Below are 23847 nucleotides of genomic sequence, written 5' to 3' on the forward strand. Positions count from 1 at the left end.
CATCGAAATTTATCGATGGCCTATTTCAGACTGTAATGGGGTCAATTCTGAATGTGACAAATGGACTGTTCCTTTGTCACATCGGGGACTGCGGAATCGAGGTCTAATACTTTTCCCGAGAAGTGAACGAGTGAAAACGGACTCCCGAAGCATCGACACTTTTGGCGTGCAATTTCCTGCGATTTTGCCAGTCAAATCCTGCGGTTTTGACGCCTAAAAATGTCAATGCTTCGGGGGTCCAAATACAGCCGTTCACTTCTCGGGAAAAGCATTAGACCTCGAAATATGGGCGGCGTTCGCGAACGGCAACTAGCTTGCGTCCGGTAGCCGGCACTTGGGGCAAAGGGACTGCCCTTTTGCCCCTTCACCATTGCATCGTATCTGGTGTGGAAAAAATATCGCCTGCGTTCTCGCGCCTGCGAAGAGTTCCTGAACCGCTTGAATGGGATGTGACAAAGGGACTGTCCCTTTGTCACATTGATTTGAGAGTGGATGTTGATGAATTTATCGCTGGCCCCTATGGAGGGGATTACCGGGCATGTGTTCCGTCGCGTGCATGCGGAGTGCTTTGGCGCGCTCGATTGTTATTACACGCCGTTTTTGCCGCCGCCGCGGGTGGGCAACCGCTTTGGTGGCAAGGCGTTTAAAGAGGTCGATCCTGCCAATAACCAGGGGCTTAACGTAGTACCTCAGCTGATGTCCAAGAATGCGGACGAGTTTGTGTGGGCGGCGCAGGTGCTCGCCGAGATGGGGTACCGCGAGGTCAATCTCAACCTTGGCTGCCCCTCGGGTACGGTTGTTGCCAAAGGCAAGGGTTCGGGCTTTCTGCGCAACCTGGATGAGCTCGAGGTGTTCTTGAGCGACGTGTGCGAACGCTCACCCTTGCCGGTGTCGGTCAAGACCAGGCTGGGGTTGGAAAGCGATGACGAGTACGAACGCGTGCTCGACCTCTATTGCCGCATGCCGCTGGCAGAGCTGATCGTGCATCCGCGCGTGCAAAAGGACCGTTATACGGGCTCGCCGCGTAAAGAGTTTTACGGCGAGACGTTGGAGCGGGCGCCGTTTCCCGTGGCCTATAACGGCGACATCTTTGATCTTGAGGACATGGATGCGCTGGTGGGGGCCTATCCCGGAACACGCCACGTAATGTTGGGGCGCGGCTTGCTCGCGAATCCCGCGCTGGCTCGCATGGTTAAGGGCGGCTCTGCCGCCACGGCTGCCGAGTTGCAGCGCTTCCACGACACGCTGTTTGCGGCCTATGCGGACGAGATTGGGGGCAACGCGGTCTTTCGCATGAAGGAATGGTGGTTCTACGCCAAATGTGCCTTCGCCGATCCCGCTACCGTGCACAAGCTCGTGCGCAAGACCAAAAAGGTCGACGAATACCGCGCCGCCGTCGAGCGCGTCTTTCGCGAGCAGCCGCTCGCGCCTGTTGCCCGCTTTTGTGGCTACTAGTCGTTGGGGACGTTCTTTAACGACTAGTCATTCAAGAACGTCCATTACAGTCGAAATTGTCAGCCCGGGACCGTCTCGGGCTACGATTGAGGCGCGCCCAGAACGGGCCGCCGACCGGGCGCCCGCGCACGGCCGAACGTCCCTGCCCCCGAGAGGGCCCGTTGGGTGCTGCCGGCGCGGGACGCGCCGCCCCCGACGGCTGATAGGAAAGTGCCGGGCAGGTGCCGCGGCTGGTAATGTGAGTGCCGAGGGGGAGGCCATCCGGTCGAACGACTACCGGAAGGATACCACCGTGAAAGCGCCATCCACCAGGCCCGCGGCCGTGCTCGGCCTGGACGTCGGCAAGTCATCGCACTGGGCCCGCCTGGTCGACCGCGACGGGGAGGTGCTGGCCAGCGCCCCCGTCCGCAACAGGGAGGCCGAGCTCGACGCGCTGTTCGCCTCCGCGCCCGCCGGCACGCTCGTCGTCGTCGACCAGTTCCGCAACATAGGGTCCCTCGCCGTGAGGCGGGCCCGCGCCGCGGGGCTCGGGGTCGCCCACCTGCCCGGGCTCGCCGCCAGCCGCGCCGCCGGCCTGTTCGCCGGCGAGGCCAAGACCGACGAGCGCGACGCCGCGGTGATCGCGCGGACCGCCCTGGGCGTGCCGGACTCCCTGTCGGGGGTCCCGGGCCGCGGCGAGGCCCTCGAGGCCGCCCGCGCCCTCTCGTCGCAGCGCGACCACGTCGTCGCCTGCGCGACCAGGGACAAGAACCGCCTGCGCGCGGTGCTGCTCGAGTCCTGCCCGGCCCTCGAGGCCGCGGTCGACCTGTCGGACCGGCGGTGGCTGGAGCTGCTCGCCGGCTTCGGCGGGGCGTGGGGGATCGCCCGCTCCGGGGCCGCCGGGGAGGCCGCGGCCGCCTCCACCGCGCCCCCGCCGGCGCTCGTCGAGGCCGAGAACAGGCAGGTCAGGTTCCTGGTGCCCGGATATCGGAGGCCCTCGACGAGGCCGGGGCCCTCGAGGCCGAGACGGCGGCGCTGCTCGAGGGCGACGAGACCTACGCGTGCCTGCTCACCGTGCCCGGCATCGGCCCGAGGACCGCGGCGCAGCTCGCGGTGTCGGTCGACATCGCGAGGTTCCCGGACCACGACCACCTGGCCTCGTACTGCGGCATAGCCCCGAGGGTGAGGAGCTCCGGAACGTCGGTGAGGTCGGTTAGGGCGTCCAGGCGCGGCGACGCGAGGCTCAAGTCCCTGCTGATCTTCTCGTGCAACAGCCTGGTGAGGTCCTCGGGGCGCTACGGCGAGTACTACCGGGCCTGCAGGGCGCGGGGCATGGGGCACGGGCGGGCGCTCAAGGCCGTCGCGAGGAAGCGGCTCAGGGCGATATACGCCGTGATGCGCGACCGGGTGCCCTACCGGGAGTAGCCCCGACGGTTGACAAAACTATAGGAACACCCAATGACTAGATTGAAAAGCTGTACGTCAGCATCCAAAGATGTCGGAAAATGTCGACTTTGGATGCTGGCGTACATGTTTGGTTCGTATGGGTTCGGCTCGGTTGGCGCGAACTGGCCGCAGTGCGCGTGCTAGAGCAGGTTCTTCTGCACCCACGCGATGATGTCGCTCGACTCGTAGAGCGGCGCGCCGTCAATGAACAGACAGGGAACCTGACGCTTGCCGCCGACGGCGATAAGCGTCTGCTCGGCATCGGAGTCGGTCGAGATATTGCGCTCGGGGATGGTCGCGCCGTTATCGGCCAGGAAGCGCTTGACCTTTATGCAATACGGGCAGCCGGTCATAACGTACAGCTCGAGCTCGTGATCAGTAGCCATGGGTCTCCAATCGGTTGAGGTTTCGATTGAGATACCCAAAGCCGCCGCGGTCTATGCGCGAGCCGGGGGCGACTCGATGGCCTGAACCAAAAACGCCGTGGCCCCGGTGCCGCAGGGCTTGTCGTAGTAGTCAACAAAGCGCTGATCGGCAAGGTAGCCGTGGGCGAGGCCTAGGTACGCTTCGTCTTGGGGCTCGCGTCCCCAGTTGAGGCTAATCCAACGACGATGCATCGCAACAAGTTTTTGGGCCTCGATGCTCTTTGGATCGCCGTCGTCCATGGCAATCGAGAGCTGGCCCAAAATCGCGCGTTCAAGTTCTTTCATGTCATTCCATGTCTGAGGATCCATGTCCAGTAACGCCTCGTTTGCCGCATCGATTGCCTCATCGCCATAGCGCGCCCGGGCCTCGGCACCGTAGCGCTTCTCGTTTTCCTGCACAGTGCGCCAGCGCTCTAGTTGCGGCAGCACGGCACCCATGAGCGAGACGGCTTCGTCGAGCGACATGCCGGTGTTTTGTGCCAGCCGCGGGGCACAATCCTCGATCATTGCCTCCATCGTGGTTTCGTAGGTGTACTCGCCGTGGTCGTAGCACCACTTGCAGTAATGGTCGGTCGTGGCGCCCGCGGCATCGGTGCCGCAGTCGTCGGGTGTGAGCACCATGCCGCAGCTCTGGCAATAGTGCTCGGGCATTTCGAGCAGGTGGGACAGCGGCTCTCCGGTTACGGCGGCGATAAGCTTCATCATGTCGATGCCCGGGGTGACTTCGTCGCGCTCCCAGCGGCTCACGGCTTGGCGCGTGACGTAGAGCTTGGCGGCGAGCTGCTCTTGGGTAAGGTTGTTGGCGCGACGGACGGCGATGAGTTTTTCTGCAAAGGCCATAACGGCTCCTTTCTGCTGTTTGTTGGGTTAAGTATATGCGGCGGCCGACGCCCTTCCAAGCAACCGTTAGTTGCATGCAGATGGCGATGACAGGCAATCGCGGCCTGCTGCCCTCGCCCGTGCCGTACAATGACCGACATGGAACCTATTGCACACATATATACCGACCTGCCGCAAAAGTTCGGCATCCCGCGTAACAGCTTTTTGGCGCCCCATCTTGAGGGGCGCATTGTCTTTGAGCCGGAATATGCTTCCAGCGCGGCAGTTGAGGGTCTGGACTCCTTCTCTCACCTGTGGCTGCTCTGGCGCTTTGAAAACGGAACGCCCGGCGGCACGGCCGAAGACATTGCCGCCGATGCCAAGACGCAGGACAGGGCCGGCACCAACGCCAAGTGGTCGAAGACCGTGCGTCCGCCGCGCTTGGGTGGAGCCGAGCGCGTGGGCGTATTTGCCACACGCAGCCCGTTTCGCCCCAATCCCATCGGTCTTACCTGCGTCAAGCTCGATCGTGTCGAGCTTACCGACGACGGTCCCATCATCCATGTGCTGGGAGCCGATTTGCGTGACGGCACGCCCATCTACGACATTAAGCCCTACATTCCGTTTGCGGACTGCCACCCGGATGCGACCGGCGGCTGGATTGAGGATGCGCCGTGGCAAGAGCTCGACGTTGACTTCCCGCAAGCGCTGCAGGATATGATTCCGCCCGCAAAGCTCCCCGGCTTGATAGAGGTCCTTCGCCAAGATCCGCGCCGCGCGGGCAGCAAGCATGAGCCAAACCGCGTCTACCATCTGGCTTACGCTGGGCTCGACATATCCTTTACGGTTGATGGAACCAGGTTGACGGTAATCGCCGTCAACGACGCGCGGGACTAGCCGGCCATTCGCCGGCGCCCGCCAAATTCAACGCCAAACCCTCATGACAAAATCGCCCACGCTGGTGGACAATAACGCCTACCAAAACAATCCGCTTTGCACGGGAGTCCAGCATGAAATACGACTTTACTTCTCTTATCGACCGCCACGGCATGGACGCCATCGCCGTTGACTCCTGGGGCGAGATCCCCGGCATGGCTCCGAACGCACCCGATGAGGGCTTCGACCGCATCCCCATGTGGGTGGCGGACATGAACTTTGCCACGGTGCCCACGGTCCAGGAGCACATCATTCAACGCGCCCAGCATCCCATGTTTGGCTATTTCGATCCTCGCCCCGAGTACTTCGACCGCATCATCGAATGGCAGAGCCGCCGTAATGGCGTCGAGGGCCTGCTCCCGGAGCATATCGGCTACGAGAACGGCGTGCTAGGCGGCGTCGTGTCGACATTGCGCGCATATGTTCAGCCAGGCGATGCGGTGCTGGTTCACAGCCCTACCTACATCGGCTTTACCAAGTCCATCGAAGCGGCGGGCTATCGCATTGTCCACAGCTCACTTAAGCTCGACGACCAGGGCGTGTGGCGCATGGACTTTGAGGACATGGAACGCAAGCTCACCCAAAACCACCTCCATGCCGCGGTGTTTTGCTCGCCGCATAACCCCTGCGGCCGCGTATGGGAGCGCGATGAGATCGAACGTGCCATGGACATCTATCGCCAGCACGATTGTGTGGTGATCTCGGATGAGATTTGGTCCGACATCATCATGCCCGGCCACAAGCATATCCCGACGCAGTCGGTGAGCGAGGATGCCCGCATGCGCACGGTCGCCCTCTATGCGCCCAGCAAGACGTTTAACCTGGCGGGCCTGGTCGGCAGCTACCACATCATCTATAACGAGACGCTGCGCGACCGCGTGTGCGCCGTGTCCAATAAGACCCACTACAACGAGATGAATGTCCTTTCGATGCATGCGCTTATCGGCGCCTACCAGCCGCAGGGCTACGAGTGGCTCGATGAGCTCAACCAGGTCATCGAGGGCAACATTGACTACTTCTGCGATTACGTGGACGAGCATTTTGAGGGCGTGTCCTATTCGCGTCCGCAGGGCACGTATATGGTGTTCCTGGACTGCACCGAGTGGTGCCGCGATCATGGCCACGATATTCAGTGGCTGCTCGACGAGGGCGCGCGTGTGGGCGTGGGCTATCAGGACGGCCGTCCATTCCATGGGCCCTGCCATATTCGCGTGAATCTGGCACTGCCGCTTTCGCGTGTAAGGGAAGCATGCGAGCGCCTGGACCGCTACGTTTTTGGGGTATAGGGGGCGCTCGATTCGAGTGCTGCCCCATGTGCCCACGCCGTCAAAATGCGTGGGCACATGGGGCGCAGAGGGTAGCGAGCGCGTTTTCCGCATTCGCTACTTTTCATGAATCTGCTTGCCGCAAAGATGTTCAATCGAAATCTCGTAGAGCTGGACGCCCTTTATGTCTTTGGCGATCTCCTCCTCGACTTCTTCGGCAGAAGGGTAGTACTTAAGCGCGAGCTGACGGACTTTGTCCTCGATAAACGCGGGCGCTTCATCTACCAGGCGACAACGACCAAAGACAACGGTACTCATAACGTAGGGAGCCCAGTCGCCGTCCTTGTACCACTCGTTGCCGTAAACGGTAAAGCAGACTTTATCATCATGCCTGAGTGAATCGACCTTGTGGCCAGCCTTGGCGCCATGGAAATAAATCTTGTCGTGCTCGGCGTCAAAGAAGTAGTTGACGGGAATGGCGTACGGGTAGCCATCGTCGCCGTTGACGGCAAAGACGCCGCGCTTGCAGGTAGCGAGCAGTTCGCGCGCTTTCTCGTCGGTGATGGCGCGCTTCTTTCGACGTAAGGGCCTAAACATCGTTGGCTTCCTTTCTACTGCGCATGGTGGTTGAGCACAAACTATAGCGAAACAGCCCCGTTTTTCTTGATACAGGCGAGTATGTTTTTGAGCTTGCTAAAGTCGAGCGGTTTGGGCAGATGGGCGTTCATGCCGGCGTCGTGTGCCGCCTTGGCGTCTTCGGCAAAGGCGTTGGCGGTGAGCGCGATGATGGGGATGTCGGCCGCATCGGCCTTTTCGCTCAGGCGGATCGCCCGGGTTGCCTCGTAGCCGTCCATGCCCGGCATCATGATGTCCATCAGGATTGCATCGAAGCTGCCGGCGGGACGACCAACATATAGATCGACCGTTTCGTTGCCGTCGGCGGCGCGAGTCACGACGATGCCTTCGCTTTCGAGCAGAGCTTGGGCAATCTCGGCATTGAGTTCGTTATCTTCTGCCAAAAGGACGTTCATGCCGGCGAGCGAGCAGCTGCTTACCTGCGTGTCTGCACATTCTTTTATCTGAGGGTTCTTGTCGATATCGAGCGGAATCCGGACGTCAAACGTACTCCCCACGCCAACCTCACTCGAAATCTCAATCGTGCCGCCCATCATATCGATGAGCGATTTGACGATAGACATGCCAATGCCGGTTCCTTGGAACTTGCTGCGCGCATCGTCGCCTTCCTGGGCAAACGGCTCGTAAATGTGTGCCAAAAACTCGGATGTCATACCAATGCCGGTATCCGAGACGCTAAAGCAAAACACGGCGTGCTCGTCGTCGACCGGTTTGATGGTCGATGAGAACGTGACGGTGCCTCCGTGCTTGTTGTACTTGATGCTGTTGTCGAGCAGGTTGACAAGGATCTGCCGAATATGGGTGGGGCTGCCGATCATATATTGGTCGACAGCGTAGGGCTCGCTGGTGTCGAGCATGGTTATGCCGCGGTCCGATGCGCGGAGCTTGCACAGTACGAGCGCATTGTCGCACAGCTCTTTAAGGTTGAATGATTCGTGCTCGAGCGTCACTTTGCGCTCCTCGATCCTGCCCATCTCGAGGATGTCGTTAATCAGTGACAGCAGGTGATTGGCGGCAACGCGCGCCTTGGCGCGGCTTTCGCGGGCGACCTGCATGTCGCCTTCTCTCAATTCCTCAATTTCGATAAGGCCCAGGATGCCGTTGAGCGGCGTGCGGATGTCGTGGCTCATGCGCGTGAGGAAAGCGGTTTTGGCGGCGTTGGCGGCATCGGCTTTCTGCCGTTCCTCCTGTGCGCGGTAAAGCGACCAGACAAGGATGACGATGCCGGTGAACAAAATGCAGATGACGACTGCCGCAATGACGATGCGGTTGCGGTAGAGAAGTCGGAACGCATCCGATTCTTGCGCCGAGTACGATGTGGGGAAATAGCTGTTTGCAGAGAGCGATTCACCTGCATTGACGATGCCCTTATTGATGATTCCCAGCAGCTCGGGCTTGCCGCGCGAAATTAAACACGATAGTTGCGCCGTGTTGGTGAGTTCCTGTGTTTCGAAATCCTCGATGTCGTAGATGTCGCGGAGAGTTTCCAGGCGCGTGCTGGGGACAATGATGCAACGTGCCTTCCCCTCATTGAGGGCTTTGAGCACCTCGCCGTCATTCGAATACTCGGTTACCGTTGCGTTCGGAAAGAGACTTTCGAGCTCAAAACGGTTAACGATTGTGCTCTTTGTACAAGCGATGTTCTTAAGGTCGCTGTTCAGGTTTTTGCCACTGTGAATGGCGGTCAGCGAAACCGTTCCCATCGAGTTTGACTGGATGACCCCTGTCTGCTCGGCGAGCCAGTAGTCGCGAAACAACGGCAGGGCGACATCGATGGTTCCGTTGGAAAGGGCTTTGATCATTTGCTTGTTGTTCGAGAGTGCGATTGTTTTGACCGTAATGTCAAACTTGTCGTGCAACGTCGTTGCAAGCGAGGCGAGCGACCCTTCCATCTCGCCGTCGTCATTTTGCGTACAGTAGGGAAGTTGGTTTTTAAGATAGCCGAGCGTGATGGTATTGCCGTTTTCTTTGAGCCAGGTGGTCTCGGTGCCGGTGAGCGATGACGAGCCACTGTTTTGGGTCGAGTAACTCGATTTGACTTCCTCGTTATAGCGCGGGTTATCGCGGGCGATGGTCGTCATGGCGGCGTTGATGTCGTTCATCAGGTCAGGGCGGCTTTTAGGAACGGCAAAATAGTAGTCGCTCGAGCCTACGTAGAACATGGGTGACGCATCGGGCGACGAAATGGTGTCGTTCATGATGACGGCGTCGACCTCGCCGTCTGCAAGCGCCTCAAAGAGGGCGCTGCCGGTGTCGATTTCTTTATAGGTGCAGGTAACGTCTTCGTTGGCGAGCCACTGCTGGCCGACGATAGTTTGCATAACGCCAGAGTTGCAGCCGATGGTGAGGCCTTGGAGCGCCTGAGGGTCACCCTTGGCCAGATCGTCGCGGTCGGGCCTGGCGTAGATATAGTAGCGCTCGGTGCCCTCGGGATTTGAGGAAAAGAGCAGCTTCTGCTCGCGTTCTGCCGAATACGAGATGTTGGGCATGAGGTCGATTTCGCCTGCCTCGAGCATGTCCATAAGCTCGGAGAAGGTGCCGCTAACGTATTCGTATTGCCAGCCCTTTGTGTAATACGAGAGGGTCTGGAGGTACTCGTAGCCCCATCCCGAGAGGCGCTCGCCCGGCGTGCCTTCCTGGAAGCCTTTGTTGTTGACGAGCCAGCCAACGCGGACCGTCTTGACCTGCTGGTCGGAGTCGGCGGCAAAGGCGGGGGCAGGCATGACGGCGCTCAGCACGGTGAGTGCGGCAAGCGCGACAGCCAGGGTGCGGCGTAGGGCTAAGCGAAGGACGGCGGAAGGTTTCACATGAAATCCTATCGAGTTGAGACAGTTTCGCATAAGGATACCAGCTCAGCATGCTTAGTCGGCAGCTGAGCCGCTAAACGGTCCCGCCCGGCACTTGGGGACAGTCCCTTTCTGCCGGCACAAAAGGAACGTCCCCAACTGCCGGTTGTGGGACAATACCGAGCGAATGTGATTGGGCGTCTGGGAAAAGGGGTCGCGATGAACAAGTTGAGGACGCTTGCCGATGTTTTGCGCCAGGCTGGCTTTGCGCGCATCACGGGCCTGTTTCTCGTCTTCTATCTGCTGTGCTCGACGGCCGTCTGGCTGTCCGAGCCCACGACCCTTACGTTTGGCGATGGTCTCTGGTTTAGCTTTGAGACGGTCTCGACCATCGGCTTTGGCGATATCCCGGCCGAAACGCCGGTCGCCCGCGCTATTACCGTTGTCCTGAGCGTCATCAGCATCTTCTACATCGCCATGCTCACGGGTGTGGCGGTGAACTACTGCAATACGCTCATTAAACTGCGCCAAAAGGACACCATGGCGCGCTTTATGGACGATCTTGAGCATTTGGAAGAGCTCGATCGTGACGAGCTCGCTGACCTGTCGCGCCGCGTGCGCGAGTACCGTCGCCGACAACGATAGAACGGGCGCCGCGCGTCACGACGAGGGGGATTGCATATGAACATCACGGTGTACCTGGGCGCGAGCGTCGGCAACGACCCGGCGTTTCTGCCTGCAGTGCGAGAGCTCGGCACGTGGATTGGCTCCAACGGCCACGCGCTGGTATACGGCGGCTCCAAGTCGGGCCTGATGGGCGCGCTTGCCGATAGCGTGCTCGAGGCGGGTGGACACGTGACGGGTGTTGAGCCGAGCTTTTTTATCGAGGCAGAGTTTCAACACGACGGTATTGACGACCTCATCGTGACGAGTGACATGGCCGAGCGTAAGGCCAAGATGATCGAGCTCGGCGACGCGTTCATCGCTTTCCCGGGCGGTACGGGCACGCTCGAGGAGATTGCCGAGGTCATGTCCGCCGTGTCGTTGGGGCACTTGAGTGCGCCGTGCATCCTGTACAACCTCGGGGGCTACTACAACGATCTTAAGGCGCTGCTCGAGCACATGATTGATAAAGGGCTTTCGAGCCCGAGACGGCAGCACGGAATCTACTTTGCCGACGATTTGCGCGAGATTGCCTCGATTATCAACGGATAAGTCTTGAGCTTGCCCCACTATGACTCCCAATGGTGCCGTTTGCAGCGCAGACGGTTGGCTCGTTCGGGCAACGCTCGCTCTACAATAAAACGTATCCTTGTCGATTTTGACCGCGGGAGGACCCGATGGATAGCCTTGCAAAGCCCAAAAACCGAGCACTGTTTTTAGTTAGCGTTGCCGTGACTGGCGCGTTCGCAGGCGCCGCGGTCTGGCTGTTCTTTTTTGTGATGGAGCACGGCATTGATTATTTGTGGACCGAGGTCCCGCATATGCTGGGCGTCGCCTCGCCCGAGCTTGCCAGCGGCCCGTTTGGCTTTCTGCCGTACCCGTTTTTCGTCTGCTTACTGGGCGGCCTGTTAATCGGTCTGTACGAAAAGCTTACGGGCACCAAGACCGACGACCTCAACCAGGTGATGGCCAAGGTCAAACAAGACGGGCGCTACCCGTACGACAATCTGGGCAAGCTTTCGCTCGCAGCGCTGCTGCCGCTGCTGTTTGGCGGAAGTATTGGACCGGAGGCCGGCCTGACCGGCGTTATCGCGGGTCTGTGCAGCTGGGTTGGCGACCGTATGCGTCGCTTTGGCGCCGAGTTTAGGGAGCTTACGCTGCTGGGTACCCAGGCCGCGTTGACGGCGCTCTTTACCGCGCCCGTCTTTGGCTTTGTGGCACCGCTTGCCGGTAGCGCCGACGGCGACGAGGGCTCTGCGTCCGACGAGATCACCATCAGGCTGCCCAAGGCGCAAAAGACCGTGGTTTACGGCATCGCGATTGCCGGCGGCCTGGGCACCTACCTGCTGCTCGGCCAGCTCATGGGCGGCGGCATGGGCATGCCCAGGTTCGAGGCTGCCGTGGTGGGCAGCCTGGAGCTTACCTGGCTCATTCCTCTGTCGCTGATCGGAACAATCTGCGGCTGGCTGTACTTTGTCTCGGAACACGCGAGCGAGGCACTGTCCCATGCCATAGGGGAGCGCCCTGTCGTCAAGGCAATGCTGGCTGGTCTGGCGCTCGCCATCTGCGGCACGGTCCTGCCCTACACCATGTTTGCCGGTGAGACCCAGGCCGATGTACTTATGGAGACCTACCTCACTATTCCCGCCGGCGTGCTTATCGCGACCGGTCTTGTTAAGGCCATGCTGACGCCCGCCCTCATCAACCTTGGTTGGCGCGGCGGCCACTTCTTCCCCGTTATCTTCTCGGGCGTAAGCCTGGGCTATGGCCTTGCCATCCTCACCGGCGCAGATCCGGTCTTTTGCGTCGCCGTCTGCACGGCATCGACGATGGGCGCCGTCATGCGCCAGCCTGTCATGGTTGTGGGCCTGCTGCTTATGTGTTTCCCACTCAAGGGTATCGTCTGCATGATTATCGCGGCCGTCATCGCCGCCGGCATCCCGCTGCCCAAGCCGCTGCGCAAGTAGCACGGTAGCGCGCAGTCAGTACAAACATCTCAAGTCCGGTGCGGGCGCTGTGTCACGGATTTGCGGGTGGACTGGATTTCGTTCGGTATCGGCGCTACTTCCAAATTGCAAGCGCGGCGGTGCCCAGTACGATGAGGGCGAGACCGATGGCGCTGCGGCGGGGGAGTTTTTCGTTGAATGCCAGGCGCGCAAATAGCACCGATACGACAATCGATAGTTTGTCGATCTGCACCACGACACTCACCTGGCCTGCAGCGATGGCATAGTAATAGAGCAGCCACGATGCTCCAGTCGCGATGCCCGATGTTGCGAGAAATGTGAGTTCGCGCCGGTCAACGTGCGTGACCTGCTCCAGTTTTCCCTTGGCTGCCACGATTGCCCATGCCATAACCAGTACCACGCAGGTGCGGATTGCCGTGGCCAGGTTTGACTCGACGCCTTCGATGCCGATCTTGGCGAGGACGGAGGTGAGTGCCGCGAACACGGCGGCGCCGAGGGCGTAAGCGAGCCAGGTTCGGTCTTGCTGCTGCTCGGGTTCGGCGGACTGCTTCTTCTCGATCATTAAAAACGTGCCGAGGGTGATGGCAGCGGTTCCCACGAGCTTAACCGCAAGGTTGCTCGTCTCGTCAAAAAGCGCGATGGCGACCAGCGCGGCGAGCACGGTGCTCATCTTGTCGACCGGTACGACCTTATTGACATTTCCGATGCTCAACGCCTTAAAGTAACAGATCCACGAAGCACCGGTAGCGAGTCCCGAGAGGACGAGAAAGAGCCAGGATCTGGGTTCGATGCTGCCAATGGTTCCAATGGATCCAGAAATGCCCGCCATTGCCCAGGCGAAAACGAGCACCACGCAGGTGCGAATGGCCGTCGCGACATCGGAGTCGGTCTGCTTGATGCCGCATTTGGCCAAGATGGATGTGATGCCGGCAAAGAATGCTGACGCAAATGCTGCGACAACCCACGACACGAGTGCGGTACCTCCTTGGATAATGGGTTTATCCTGCGAGTTTTATGGACATGAGGATACCGCCCCACCATGAAGGTTTGATATGGCCGCGGCGAGACGGGGGCCATGTTCCGGGGAACCATTTGGTTAAGGCTCGAATTGAAGGTGAATGTTTTTCCGAGAAGTGAACGAGTAAATATGGACCCCTGGAGCATGCACGCTTTTTTCGAATAAAACCGCAGGATTTTTAGGCAAAAACCGCAGGAATTAAGTCCTTAAAAATGTCGATGATACGGGGCGCTGATTTTACTCGTTCACTTCGCGGAAAACCATTCACCTTCAATATGCCGTCGGTCTTTCTTTGGTTGCCAAGAGCTAAACGGCATGCTTCGAAGGGCGGCGGCGTTGTTGCTGCTTCGTCTTATCTAGTAAATGAGGTGGCGTGCAGCCCAAGCCCTTTGGCTGTCGATTACAGGTCGCGTACTCGATAAACCTTGGTGCTGACGGCGCAGCTGATTGCACATAGCGCGAGGGCAAGTGCGGCGATGCCTGCACACAGACAGCCCAGAACGGCAGGGTCGGGATTCGCTCCGGCAATCGACATAAGCCAGTTGCTAATGGGGTTGGAGGAGCTCAGCGTGGCCATGGCAAGGCACCCGAGCAGGGCAAACAAGCCAACGGATAGGCGCAGCGCCTCCATGTGTCCAAGGCGAAAGAACAGCGGCTGCGCCAAAAACACCATCATGAGGGAGATGAGCATCGATGCTGCCGAGGCGATTGCGATTTCAAAGACCGTCTGTCCCGTCGAAGGAATGCCCGCGCTGTTGAAGAGCGGGATGGCGACGATACTCAAAAGCGTAGCTGCACATGCCATGACGGCGGAGAAGACAATAACGCTCAGGTAACGGGCACAAATAATGTCTTTGCGCGAGAGGGGCAGCGTTGCCCGATAACGCTCCCATCCGTTTTGATTGTCGAAGCCGGCCAGCGAGCTCATGACCATGATGGGCGACATGGCACTGACCGCGCAGGCGCCGGCGCTCATGCCGGAATCGCCGTCCGATGCGTTGGCAAGGGTCAGCACGACGAATATGAACAAGCCGACACCCGCAATGCTTGGGGCAAGCGAGCGAACGATGGCGAGCTCGGACATAAAGGCGCGTTTCATTTCGAAGCCCCTTTCAGCATGAGGCGCAGATAGTCATCAATGGTTGCCCGATCGCAGGGAATCTCGGGAAAGGCCTCGAGCGCTTCGCGACGGTTGGGCACGAGCACGTCCACGCTGTAGGCGTGGTGGGCGGCACGGGTGCCTTCGACGCAAGCCATAAGCTCGGTGGCCTGCGCCTGGGTGCAGTGAGCGATGCCGGCGCGGTCGGTAATGTCCTCGCGCGGCAGGTCAAACACAATCGAACCGTTATCGATGCAGATGACGCGGTCGGCGGCGCGATCGAGGTCGGACGTAATGTGGCTCGAGAGCAGCACACTGTGCTGGCCGTCGGCGACAAAGGCGAGCAGCTCATCGAGCAGCTCCTCGCGTGCCATGGGATCGAGGCCCGCGGTGGCTTCGTCCAAAACGAGCAGCTTGGCCTTGTGGCTGAGCGCGCAGGCAAGTTGCAGCTTCATGCCCATGCCGCGGGAGAGGTCCTTGACCTTTGTCTTGGGGTCGAGGACAAATCGGTCGATGAGGCTGGCGAAGGCGTCGTGGCTCCAGGTGGGGTACGCCGGGCTTACGAGTGCCTCAACTTCGGTCACCTTGAGTGTGGAAGGGAAGGGGCACGTGTCCAGGACAAGGCCGACGCGGGAGTGCAGGTGGCGTTGCGACTCATCGGGCGCGTCGGCGCCACAGCGCTGCCCAAACAGGTGCACCTCGCCGGCATCGAGCTTTATAAGCCCGAGCGCGGCGCGAATGGTCGTTGTCTTGCCGGCGCCGTTTGCGCCTACAAAGCCAACGATCTGGCCGGGCTCCACAGCGAGCGTGACGTCGCGTAGTGAAAAGCGGTCGCTCACACGGCGTGAGATACCTTTGAGTTCTAGCAAGTTTTGCATGGTATAGCCTTTCTTGCAGATGGCTACTGCATGGTTTCGGGGGCTACCAGGTCGAGCATCTCGTGCAGCTTGTCGCGCGTGACGCCCAGAGTTTCGGCTTGGCTTGCCGCTTTCGCAAGTAGCTCTTCGATATGGCAGAGCTGGTTTTCGCGCAAGAGCTCCTGGTTGCCCTCGGCGACAAAGCAGCCCTTGCCCTGCACGGTGCAGATAAACCCGAGCTGCTCCAGGTCGGCGTAGGCGCGCTTGGTGGTGATGACGCTCACGCCAAGATCGCTCGCGAGTGCACGGATGCTGGGGAGTTTGGCTCCCGCAGCGAGCGTACCCGATAAGATCTGAGCTTTGACTTGCGAGGATATCTGTTCGTAGATGGGCTTATCGCTCGAATTGGATAGGATGATGTCCACAGCGGCTCCTTAGCTGTTGGGCTACACGTGTATATAACCGGTAAGCACATTATATATACACTATGCACAGTTATGCAAGAGCTAAATGTGGAATAGCCCATCGGCACTGCGCTTGCTCCAAAACAATCTCAATCTGTAACACCTGGGCCCGTTTTGTGTCGCCTGCTGTTACAGATTGAGATGTTATTTGCCCGCCTGCCTATTTGTCTCAATCTATAACAGTAAGAGTCGATTTGCGCGGCTAGATGTTACAGAACGAGACATTGGCTGCCTGCCTTTCCGTTTATCTCGATTTGTAACAGCTAGACCCAATTTGGGCGGTCAGGTGTTACAGATTGAGATTGTGTCGGCGGGCAGGTTTGTTTGTCTCAATCTGTAACAGATAGGGGGGCAAATAAGCTCTGCTGTTACAGATAGAGACAGTCTGCTGCAGAATACTTTCGATAACTAGCCGTTCACGTTCTGACTGATGTATTTGTCCTGATAGGCGCCCTATGGCGGGATTTCGCGGCTACAATAGTGCGGTTACATCGACGTAATGCACTCAATGCAAGAAAGGATCCGCATGGCAAGCCTGTCGGATGAAATCTCGTCGCGCCGCACATTCGCGATCATCAGCCACCCGGACGCCGGTAAGACCACGCTTACCGAGAAGCTGCTGCTCTATACCGGCAGCATCCAGACTGCCGGCTCGGTCAAGGGCAAGAGCTCGGCCAAGCATGCCGTCTCGGACTGGATGGACATCGAGAAGGAGCGCGGTATTTCCGTTACCTCCTCGGTACTGCAGTTCACCTATAACGGCGCCTGCGTCAACATCCTCGATACCCCCGGCCACCAGGACTTCTCGGAGGATACCTACCGTACCCTTATGGCTGCCGACGCCGCGGTCATGGTCATCGACGGCGCCAAGGGCGTCGAGGCCCAGACCAAAAAGCTCTTTAAGGTCTGTACGCTGCGCCATATTCCCATCTTCACCTTTGTGAACAAGCTCGACCACGAGGCTCGCGATCCGTTTGAGCTCATGGAAGAGATCGAGAACGTCCTGGGCATCAATACGTATCCCATGAACTGGCCGATCGGCAGCGGTCGCAACTTCCGCGGCGTGTTCGATCGCCAGACCCGTCGCGTTATCGCCTTTGAGGGCGACGGCCATGCCAACGCCACCAAGAAGGTCGCCGAGGTCGAGGCCGAGCTGGGCGACCCCGCCATGGACGAGCTTATCGGCGAGGAGAACCATAAGAACCTGATGGACGACATCGAGCTGCTCGATGGCGCCGGCGACGAGCTCGACTTGGATGCCGTGGCCTGCGGCAAGCTGAGCCCGGCGTTCTTTGGCTCGGCACTCACCAACTTTGGTGTGGAGCCCTTCCTTAAAGAGTTCCTGCGTCTGGCCCCGACGCCGCGCGCCTACACCGATACGCTCACCAGCGAGCCGGTCGCGCCCGCCGAGAACGACTTTAGCGGCTTTGTGTTTAAGATTCAGGCCAACATGGACAAGAACCACCGCGACCGCATCGCCTTTGTGCGCATTTGCTCGGGCAAGTTCGAGCGCGGCATGGACGCCTTCCACGTGCAGGGTAACCGCAAGCTTAAGCTTGCTACGGGCACGTCGATGATGGCCGATGACCGCGCGATTGTTGACGAGGCGTACGCGGGCGATATCGTGGGCCTGTTCGATCCGGGTATCTTTAGCATCGGCGACACCGTGTGCTCCGGCAAGCGCCACGTGCAGTATCCGCAGATCCCGACGTTTGCCCCCGAGATGTTTGCCCGCATTACGCAGGTCGACACGCTCAAGCGCAAGCAGTTCGTCAAGGGCATGGAGGAGCTTGCCCAGGAGGGCGCCATCCAGATCTTCCGCGAGCTGGGTGCCGGCATGGAGAGCGTCATCGTGGGCGTGGTCGGCGTGCTGCAGTTTGAGGTGCTCGAGCGCCGCCTCAAGGCCGAGTACCGTGTTGAGGTTCGTCGCCAGCCGCTGCCCTATACGGACATCCGCTGGATTCAGAACGACCCCGACACCATCGATATCCCGGGCCTTTCGCTCACGCGCGACACGCTGCGCGTCGAGGACATGCGCGGCGGCAAGCTGCTGCTGTTCACGAGCCCGTGGAACGTCGACTGGGCTACCGACCACAACCCCGACCTTGTCCTGTCGGAGTTTGGCAACGTAACGTTTTAGCGTGCCGGCGCGGTGGTCCTGTGGGGCCGCCGCGCCGTTTGCTTGCCTGATGCCGTGTGAGCGGCTATCATACCCACCGTCGTCTCAAGACTGGGGCGTCCGAGCAGTTCGGGTCCGATATCCTGCTCGTTAAACCTAAAACCAAAGGAGTACATAATGATCAAGAAGGTCATGGAGGACTACAAGGTCCTGTTGCGGAGCATTCCCGCGGCAACGGTTTCGCTGTTTTTCGTGAGCGTCATCATGATGAACCTGCTGGCCAACAAAGAGCTTATCAGCCTGCCGTATCTGGCACTCGACTGCGGCTTTGTGGTGAGCTGGGTTTCGTTTTTGTGCCAGGACATGATCTGCAAGCGCTTTGGCGCCAAGGCATCCATCAAAATCTCTATCCTCGCGCTGCTGGTTAACCTGGCCGTGAGCCTGTGCTTTTGGGCATGCTCGCTCACGCCTGGCATGTGGGGCGCCTACTATGACACGGGCATGATCGAGGTCAACACTGCCCTTAATGCCACCATCGGCGGCACTTGGTACGTGGTGCTCGGCTCTTCGCTGGCAATGCTCGTTTCTGCCGTGGTCAACTCCACGCTCAACCAGTCGCTTGGCCGTATGCTCAAAAAGAATAACTTTGCGAGCTTTGCCTTCCGCTCCTATGTGTCCACGGGTGTTGGCCAGTTTATCGACAATCTGGTCTTTGCCATTGTGGTGAGCCATACGTTCTTTGGTTGGACCTGGGTGCAGGTCCTTATGTGCTCGCTGACCGGCGCTGTTGCCGAGCTGCTGTGCGAGGTCTTCCTGAGCCCCGTGGGCTACAAGGTCGTGCGCGGCTGGGAGCGCGAGAACGTGGGCGCCGAGTACCTCGAGCGTCACGCGGCTGCCTAAGGAGCCAATATGCAGGTATTGATCACGGGCGCTTCGGGCGGTATCGGAGCCGCGTGCGTGCAGCGCTTTTTGGACGAGGGCCACGAGGTCGTGGGCTTTGATCTGCTGCCGGCGGCGATCGAACACGAGCGCTACCGCCATCTGATCGTTGATGTCCGCGAGCCGGACTCGTTTCCAGTTGACCTTGAACCCCAGGTAATCGTGAACGTTGCCGGCACGCAGGACTCGGCCGACGATATTGCCGCCAACCTGTGTGGCACCATCAACGTGACCGAGTGCTACGCCTTTGAGGGGGAGGGGCTTGCCGCCAAGCCGGCGCCGGCTATCAAATCCGTGGTCAATGTGGGGTCGGCGAGCGGACATACGGGATCGGAGTTTCCCGCCTATGCCGCCAGCAAGGGCGGCGTTATCGCCTACACCAAGAATCTTGCAAACCGCCTAGCACCGCAGGCCATCGCCAACAGTGTGGACCCGGGCGGCGTTATCACGCCGCTCAACCGTTGCGTGATGGAAGACGAGCACCTGTGGAACCAGATTATGGAGCTCACGCCGCTTAAGCGCTGGGCCACCGCCCAAGAGATCGCCGAGTGGATCTACTTTGTGGGCGTGACCAACCGGTTTATGACCGGGCAGAGTCTGCTGATCGATGGCGGCGAAGCCGGCCGCACCCAGTTTATTTGGCCCGAGTAACAAAACGCGCCCGATGGCAAGCCGTCGGGCGCGTTTTTGATGTATCGATTTTTAGCCGAGGCAAGTCCAGTTGACGGGGGTCGAGCCGTGCTGTTCGAGTAGCCGATTGGCAGCGGAGAAGGGGCGCGACCCCATAAAAGCGGGGAGTTCTGCCGTGGCACGGTTGGCCGAAAGCGGCGAGGGGTGCGTGGAGGCCAGGCAGAACTTGTCGGTTGCCTTGCCCGCGCCAGTTGTGACGAGCTTACCTTCGACCATCTGCTGGGCAAAGCGGCCCCATGCCAAAAAGACTACCGGTTGGGGCAGCTGACAGCAGCGTTCGATAATGTAGTCGGTGAGCGTGCTCCAGCCCAGCTTGGCGTGCGAGTTCGCGGCGTGCTCGCGCACGGTGAGCGTGGTGTTGAGAAGCAGGACGCCCTGTTGTGCCCATGGGGTTAGGTCTCCCGTGGCGGGAATGGGGCAGTCCAGATCGGCATTGAGTTCCTTGTAGATGTTGCGCAGGCTTGGCGGCAACTTGGTTTGCGTCGCGGGGACCGAGAACGACAGCCCCATGGCCTGGTTGGGTCCGTGATAAGGGTCTTGACCCAAAATGACAACTTTGACCTGGTCGGCCGGCGTATAGGCGAGGGCATTGAGGATGTCGTCTTGTGCTGGGTAGATGGTCTGCTCGGCACGCAAAAGAGCGATGCGCTCGAGCAGCTGGTTCGTCGTGTCACATACCGGCTGCGGCGCATCGCCCAACCAAGTTGCTATGTTGCGGTCGCGAGTTGCGGTGTCCATGGGGCTCCTTTATGGCAGATGCTCTGTTGGCATCTATTGTAAAGGCGCACCGGTTGCCTTTATGACGCGGCTGTATGAAGAGCGGGGTCTACGAGACATGCTCGGGCGCTCCTGCCATGTGAGCCTGTCCATGTGCGCGAAGGCGCGGAAGCTCGACGGTTGCCACCATGACGCCGGTGAGGATGAGGGCGGCGCCAAAGAAGGCGATGGGGCTCAGAACCTCGCCGACCAGGAAGAACGAGAAGACAGCGGAGCAGACCGGCTCGAGCGAGAAGGCAAAGCCGGTGGTCTCGGCGGGCACGTGGGGCTGCACGAGCGTCTGGGTGATAAAGCCATAGGCAGAGCAGATGAGTGCGAGCGCAACGACAACGACGATTTCGCCGGGCGTGCTGGGAAGCGTGAAACCGCCAAAAGCGCATGCGGCGATGCCCGAGAACAGGCCGCCAAAGCCCAGCTGCCAAACGCCCAGAGCCAGCGGGTCGACTTCTTCGACAAAGCGCTTGGCAATGATAATGTGGCTGGCATAGATAAAGGCCGAGAGCAGCATGATGAGTGCGCCCGGGTTCAGGCTGGTGAAGTCGGCGCCCGAGAGCAGCAGCATGCCGCAGGTGACGATGGCGGTGCCGACGAGCACCTTGCGCTCGGGGGCGCGACGCAGCAGGGCGGCGTTGGCAAACGGCACGATCACGACTGTCAGGCTCTGCAAAAAGCCGGCAGTGGAGGCAGAAGTGAGACTGGAGCCCAGGCACATGCAGGTGAGCTCGGTTGCCATAATGGCGCCGATGATGGCGGCGCGGACCATAAGGTCGCGGTTGATGCGCAACGCGCGCTTGTGGAAGAGCAGCAGGCAGGCCACAAAGGCGATGATGCAGCGCAGCGCAACGATGCTCGTGGCGTTCATGCTGTCCATGCCGATCTTCATGAGGGGATACGAAAAGCCCCATGCGACGGGAACGGAAAATGAGAGCGCGATTGCTTTTTTGCGGTCCATGGGACTCCTTTTGTTACAGAACGGTTTCGTAAAAAGGATTCTGCTCCCAGATGTAGATGTAGTAAAGCGAATGTATCTTCAGTATGATTAAGAAATACTAATGTAGGCAGAAAAAGCCCTGGCAAAACGTTTTACGGCTGCATTGATGTGGAGGCACGATGGCATCGCGTTATCAGATTGTTTGTATGGTGGTCGATCGCGGCAGTCTTAAGGGTGCGGCCGATGAGTTGGGCTATACGCAAAGTGCGGTGAGCCAGGCCGTCAAGGCGCTCGAGCGCGAGCTGGGTACCACGCTTATCGAGCGCGGCAAGCAGGGTGTGTCGCTTACGCGCGACGGCAAACAGTACCTGCCGTATCTGCGCCAGATTGTAACTGCCGAGGCCGAGCTTGAGGGCAAGCGCCAAGAGTTGCTGGGGCTCTCCTCGACTGATATTCGTATCGCGACGTTTACCAACGTGAGTCGTACTGTGTTACCGCGTGTGATCCGCGACTTTGGGGCCCTGCATCCGGGCGTGCACTTTACCCTCAAGCAGGGCGATTACACGCGCAACGCCCAGTGGGTACACGATGGCGTGGTCGACTTTTGCTTTACGGCGCGCGGATTTACCACGGGGCTCGAGAAACGCGTGGTCTATCACGACGAGCTGGTGGCGCTGTTGCCAGCCGTCCATCCACTGGCGGCAAAGGAAAAGGTGACGCTTGCCGACCTGGCGTCCGAACCGTTTGTGCTGCTGGATGAGGGCGAACAGAGTCTGGTGCTCGATGCGTTTGCCGCGCATGGGCTATCGCCGCATGTGACGAGTGAGGTCACCGATGACTACACCATTATGGCGATGGTGGAGGAGGGCCTCGGTGCGAGCATGCTCTACCGCCGTACCGTCGAGGGCATGCGGGCCGAAATTTGTGTGCGCCCCATCGTGCATGCCCCCTCGCGCGACGTGGTGGCCGCCTGGCGCAGCTGGGACACCATGCCTATCGCCACGAGACGCTTTATCGACTATATGAGCTCGCATATTGTCAATTAATGACTGGCGTGGCGTTGGGTGCGGTGTTTAGCGGGCTGTCGCTTTGGCTTGGGTGGCGCAATAGGTGCGTGCCGGGTGGCAGAGTAGTACCGCCACGACCATGAAGAACGCCGTGGTGCCCAAGCTGATGGGGTAGACCATCATGATGTTCGCAAAGGTGCGGAAGTGCGGGAACACGCAGAACACCCAATAGAAGCGGATGCCGCAGACGCAGATCATGGTGATGAGGGCGGGCGTGAGTGAAATACCAAAGCCGCGCAGGTAGCCTGACATGTTTTCGTAGAACATGCTAAAGGCGTACGCCGGGAAGATCGAGCACACGCGGATATAGCCGATCGAGACGATGTTGGGATCGCTGTTGAACAGCGACAAGATCTCGCGCCCCAGACCGACAATAACGATGATCGTGGTGAGTTCAACGATACCGCCTTCGACCAGGCAGACCTTGAGCGTTTTGGTGCAGCGGCCGATCTGGCGGGCACCGTGGTTTTGTCCCACAAAGGTGGTGCAAGCCTGGCTAAAGCTGTTGAGCAGGTTGTAGCATACGTACTCCAAGCTCATAGCGGCGCTCGATGCCGCCATGACCTCGGTGCCCAGGCTGTTGATAGCAGACTGGATGATGATGTTGGCGACGGCAAAGACGGCGCTCTGGATGCCGGCGGGCAGGCCGATCTTGACGATGCGCTTGAGGGCGACGGGGTCGATAGCCAGGTCGCGCGGGGTGACGCGGACGACGGAGTCGGTCTTGAGCAGGCGGATAAAGAGCGTAGCGGCGCTGACGGTGTAGGCGATGGCGGTGGCGATGGCGACGCCCGCGACGCCCCAGTGGAGTACGGGGACAAAGATGAGGTCCAGGCCAATGTTGAGGACGGTGGACACGGCAAGCGCCTGCAGCGGCATGCGGGTGATGCCGACGGAGCGGAAGATCGCGGCCTCAAAGTTGTAAAGCAAGATCGAGGGCATGCTGAGCAAAAAGACGCGCAGGTAGAGCGAAGCGAGCGGCATGGTTTCGGCGGGAACGTTGAGCGCGGCGAGCATGGGCTCGGCAAAGATCTCGCCCAGCGCAATGACGACAAAGCCCACGAGCGCCATTAAAATCGAGGTATGGACGGCGCGTTTGACCATGTTCTGATCGTTGCGGCCGATAGCGTTGGCGATGACCACGTTGGAGCCAAGCGACATACCGATAAACAGGTTGAGCATAAGGCTGGTAAGCGGAACATTGGAGCCGACCGCCGCCATGGCGAGGGTTCCCTGGTCGCCCGAGAAGTTACCGATGATGACGGTGGCGATGAGGTTCGACAGCTGCTCCAAGATGCTCGTGGCGGCCACGGGGAAGGCGAACAGGGGAATATTGCGCCACAGCGAGCCGGTGGTCATGTCAATGTGCCTAGATGCGGTATCAGCCATACGCTCTCAATCTCTAACATGCTCTTTCGTGCTTATTTGCGCAGACGATGATACTCCTAATACATCCAGCCGGCACTTAGGGACGTTCCTTTTAATATGAGCAGGACATTGTCAAGAGGC

23 protein-coding genes are annotated in these 23847 nt (G+C 59.6%); 12 read left to right on the plus strand and 11 right to left on the minus strand.

What is annotated here, in order from left to right; all coding sequences use genetic code 11:
- The first annotated feature begins 519 nt into the window (after window positions 1–519).
- From DXC18_RS09780 to DXC18_RS10740, 3 genes are all read left to right on the plus strand, one after another.
- A complete protein-coding gene (locus tag DXC18_RS09780) occupies window positions 520–1455 on the plus strand; it encodes a tRNA-dihydrouridine synthase (protein WP_233509061.1) in 936 nt (311 codons plus the stop codon).
- Window positions 1456–1693: 238 nt separating this feature from the next.
- Window positions 1694–2608 (plus strand): IS110 family transposase, encoded by a 915-nt coding sequence (locus tag DXC18_RS09785; protein ID WP_233509062.1) that lies wholly within the window; start codon window positions 1694–1696, stop codon window positions 2606–2608.
- Window positions 2548–2859, plus strand: a complete 312-nt coding sequence (locus tag DXC18_RS10740) for a transposase (RefSeq protein ID WP_233509063.1) — start codon at window positions 2548–2550, stop codon at window positions 2857–2859. The genes DXC18_RS09785 and DXC18_RS10740 overlap by 61 nt, the downstream gene beginning before the upstream one ends.
- A gap of 161 nt (window positions 2860–3020) precedes the next feature.
- Here DXC18_RS10740 and DXC18_RS09790 read toward each other — a convergent pair whose 3' ends face one another.
- Both DXC18_RS09790 and DXC18_RS09795 read right to left on the minus strand, forming a co-directional pair.
- The gene (locus DXC18_RS09790; protein ID WP_117717004.1) at window positions 3021–3266 is read right to left on the minus strand and encodes a glutaredoxin; all 246 of its coding nucleotides are present in this window, start codon (window positions 3264–3266) and stop codon (window positions 3021–3023) included.
- 51 nt (window positions 3267–3317) lie between these two features.
- Entirely contained in the window at window positions 3318–4145 is an 828-nt protein-coding gene (locus DXC18_RS09795; protein ID WP_117717005.1) for a TipAS antibiotic-recognition domain-containing protein, read from the minus strand.
- A gap of 138 nt (window positions 4146–4283) precedes the next feature.
- On the opposite strand from DXC18_RS09795, the gene tsaA reads away from it, so the two are divergent.
- Both tsaA and DXC18_RS09805 read left to right on the plus strand, forming a co-directional pair.
- Entirely contained in the window at window positions 4284–5021 is a 738-nt protein-coding gene (gene tsaA / locus DXC18_RS09800; RefSeq protein ID WP_233509064.1) for a tRNA (N6-threonylcarbamoyladenosine(37)-N6)-methyltransferase TrmO, read from the plus strand.
- Window positions 5022–5134: 113 nt separating this feature from the next.
- Complete coding sequence (locus tag DXC18_RS09805; protein ID WP_117717007.1) at window positions 5135–6346, plus strand: MalY/PatB family protein; 1212 nt, start codon at window positions 5135–5137, stop codon at window positions 6344–6346.
- Between the two features lie 96 nt (window positions 6347–6442).
- Here DXC18_RS09805 and DXC18_RS09810 read toward each other — a convergent pair whose 3' ends face one another.
- Together DXC18_RS09810 and DXC18_RS09815 are read right to left on the minus strand one after the other, a co-directional pair.
- Entirely contained in the window at window positions 6443–6922 is a 480-nt protein-coding gene (locus DXC18_RS09810) for a pyridoxamine 5'-phosphate oxidase family protein (RefSeq protein WP_117717008.1), read from the minus strand.
- A 41-nt stretch (window positions 6923–6963) separates the two neighbouring features.
- On the minus strand, window positions 6964–9768 hold the full coding sequence (locus tag DXC18_RS09815; protein WP_158552070.1) for a transporter substrate-binding domain-containing protein: 2805 nt from the start codon (window positions 9766–9768) through the stop codon (window positions 6964–6966).
- Between the two features lie 198 nt (window positions 9769–9966).
- Here DXC18_RS09815 and DXC18_RS09820 point away from each other — a divergent pair, with 198 nt between their 5' ends.
- The 3 genes from DXC18_RS09820 (at window position 9967) to DXC18_RS09830 (ending at window position 12377) form a co-directional block, all read left to right on the plus strand.
- The gene (locus DXC18_RS09820; protein ID WP_117717010.1) at window positions 9967–10392 is read left to right on the plus strand and encodes a potassium channel family protein; all 426 of its coding nucleotides are present in this window, start codon (window positions 9967–9969) and stop codon (window positions 10390–10392) included.
- Window positions 10393–10428: 36 nt separating this feature from the next.
- Window positions 10429–10962 carry a TIGR00730 family Rossman fold protein gene (locus DXC18_RS09825; protein WP_117717011.1) on the plus strand — a complete coding sequence of 178 codons (534 nt, stop codon included), beginning with the start codon at window positions 10429–10431 and terminating at the stop codon, window positions 10960–10962.
- A gap of 125 nt (window positions 10963–11087) precedes the next feature.
- Complete coding sequence (locus tag DXC18_RS09830) at window positions 11088–12377, plus strand: chloride channel protein (protein ID WP_117717012.1); 1290 nt, start codon at window positions 11088–11090, stop codon at window positions 12375–12377.
- Between the two features lie 94 nt (window positions 12378–12471).
- Here DXC18_RS09830 and DXC18_RS09835 read toward each other — a convergent pair whose 3' ends face one another.
- The 4 genes from DXC18_RS09835 to DXC18_RS09850 all read right to left on the minus strand — a co-directional run bounded on the left by DXC18_RS09835 (window position 12472) and on the right by DXC18_RS09850 (window position 15776).
- Window positions 12472–13347 carry an EamA family transporter gene (locus DXC18_RS09835; protein ID WP_117717013.1) on the minus strand — a complete coding sequence of 292 codons (876 nt, stop codon included), beginning with the start codon at window positions 13345–13347 and terminating at the stop codon, window positions 12472–12474.
- A 448-nt stretch (window positions 13348–13795) separates the two neighbouring features.
- The gene (locus tag DXC18_RS09840; RefSeq protein ID WP_117717014.1) at window positions 13796–14494 is read right to left on the minus strand and encodes an ABC-2 transporter permease; all 699 of its coding nucleotides are present in this window, start codon (window positions 14492–14494) and stop codon (window positions 13796–13798) included.
- Window positions 14491–15333, minus strand: a complete 843-nt coding sequence (locus tag DXC18_RS09845; protein ID WP_370445793.1) for an ABC transporter ATP-binding protein — start codon at window positions 15331–15333, stop codon at window positions 14491–14493. Before DXC18_RS09845 ends, DXC18_RS09840 begins: the two co-directional genes overlap by 4 nt.
- 62 nt (window positions 15334–15395) lie before the next feature.
- Window positions 15396–15776, minus strand: a complete 381-nt coding sequence (locus tag DXC18_RS09850; protein ID WP_117717016.1) for a GntR family transcriptional regulator — start codon at window positions 15774–15776, stop codon at window positions 15396–15398.
- A 565-nt stretch (window positions 15777–16341) separates the two neighbouring features.
- On the opposite strand from DXC18_RS09850, the gene DXC18_RS09855 reads away from it, so the two are divergent.
- From DXC18_RS09855 to DXC18_RS09865, 3 genes are all read left to right on the plus strand, one after another.
- On the plus strand, window positions 16342–17955 hold the full coding sequence (locus tag DXC18_RS09855) for a peptide chain release factor 3 (protein WP_117717017.1): 1614 nt from the start codon (window positions 16342–16344) through the stop codon (window positions 17953–17955).
- Between the two features lie 156 nt (window positions 17956–18111).
- The gene (locus tag DXC18_RS09860; RefSeq protein ID WP_233509065.1) at window positions 18112–18834 is read left to right on the plus strand and encodes a VUT family protein; all 723 of its coding nucleotides are present in this window, start codon (window positions 18112–18114) and stop codon (window positions 18832–18834) included.
- 9 nt (window positions 18835–18843) lie between these two features.
- Window positions 18844–19524 carry an SDR family NAD(P)-dependent oxidoreductase gene (locus tag DXC18_RS09865; RefSeq protein WP_117717018.1) on the plus strand — a complete coding sequence of 227 codons (681 nt, stop codon included), beginning with the start codon at window positions 18844–18846 and terminating at the stop codon, window positions 19522–19524.
- A 51-nt stretch (window positions 19525–19575) separates the two neighbouring features.
- Here the strand turns inward: DXC18_RS09865 and DXC18_RS09870 are convergent, their stop codons facing one another.
- Window positions 19576–20301 (minus strand): uracil-DNA glycosylase, encoded by a 726-nt coding sequence (locus tag DXC18_RS09870; RefSeq protein WP_117717019.1) that lies wholly within the window; start codon window positions 20299–20301, stop codon window positions 19576–19578.
- A gap of 88 nt (window positions 20302–20389) precedes the next feature.
- The gene (locus tag DXC18_RS09875; RefSeq protein WP_117717020.1) at window positions 20390–21292 is read right to left on the minus strand and encodes a DMT family transporter; all 903 of its coding nucleotides are present in this window, start codon (window positions 21290–21292) and stop codon (window positions 20390–20392) included.
- A gap of 158 nt (window positions 21293–21450) precedes the next feature.
- On the opposite strand from DXC18_RS09875, the gene DXC18_RS09880 reads away from it, so the two are divergent.
- Window positions 21451–22317 carry a LysR family transcriptional regulator gene (locus DXC18_RS09880; RefSeq protein ID WP_117717021.1) on the plus strand — a complete coding sequence of 289 codons (867 nt, stop codon included), beginning with the start codon at window positions 21451–21453 and terminating at the stop codon, window positions 22315–22317.
- Window positions 22318–22344: 27 nt separating this feature from the next.
- On the opposite strand, the gene DXC18_RS09885 is transcribed toward DXC18_RS09880, so the two are convergent.
- A complete protein-coding gene (locus DXC18_RS09885; RefSeq protein WP_117717022.1) occupies window positions 22345–23727 on the minus strand; it encodes an MATE family efflux transporter in 1383 nt (460 codons plus the stop codon).
- Window positions 23728–23847: the final 120 nt, after the last annotated feature.

The sequence above is a fragment of the Collinsella sp. OM08-14AT genome, assembly GCF_003438115.1.
GTDB lineage: Bacteria > Actinomycetota > Coriobacteriia > Coriobacteriales > Coriobacteriaceae > Collinsella.